We start from the raw sequence: 548 nt of genomic DNA, 5'->3' as shown, positions 1-548 counted from the left end.
GTACCCGCCGACAAGGTTGCACCGTCCGGAACGCCGCTGATCGTGACAGTCAGAACTTCCGAGCTATCGGTCAGACCAGCGTCGATGTCGAGTGCAATAGCTGAATCTTCATTGCCAGATGCATCACTCACATCAAGCGTCGGCGCATCCGCAACACCCGCAACATCAACCGTGATGCTGCCCGTGGTCGTCGCGACATCTTCACCATCCACAGAAGTCGCCGTCACACCAAGCTCAAACGACCCGCTGAAGTCCTCAGCCGGCGTAATCGTCAGACCTTCCAATTGGTCCGGATTCAGCGTCCAGGTGCCGTCACCATTGTTAGTCCCTGCCGACAGGGTCGCACCGTCCGGAACACCGCTAATCGTGATCGACAGAACTTCCGAGCTGTCCGCTAGGCCTGCGTCAATGTCGAGCGCAATTGCGCTGTCCTCAGAGCCAGAGGCGTTCGAAGTTTCGAGGGTTGGGGCGTCTGCAACGCCCGCCACATCAACGGTGATCGAGCCGGTGGTGGTGGCAACGTCTTCACCATCTGCAGATTGTGCCGT

Annotated in this window: 1 protein-coding gene; it reads right to left on the bottom strand. The window is 58.8% G+C overall.

Annotated elements, in window-relative coordinates; all coding sequences use genetic code 11:
- On the bottom strand, positions 1–548 hold a 548-nt coding region (locus CU041_RS20265), incomplete at both ends, for an Ig-like domain-containing protein (RefSeq protein ID WP_170310318.1).

This window comes from Thalassospira povalilytica, from assembly GCF_002844235.1.
GTDB lineage: Bacteria > Pseudomonadota > Alphaproteobacteria > Rhodospirillales > Thalassospiraceae > Thalassospira > Thalassospira povalilytica.
This window is presented reverse-complemented; position numbering and strand designations above follow the sequence as displayed.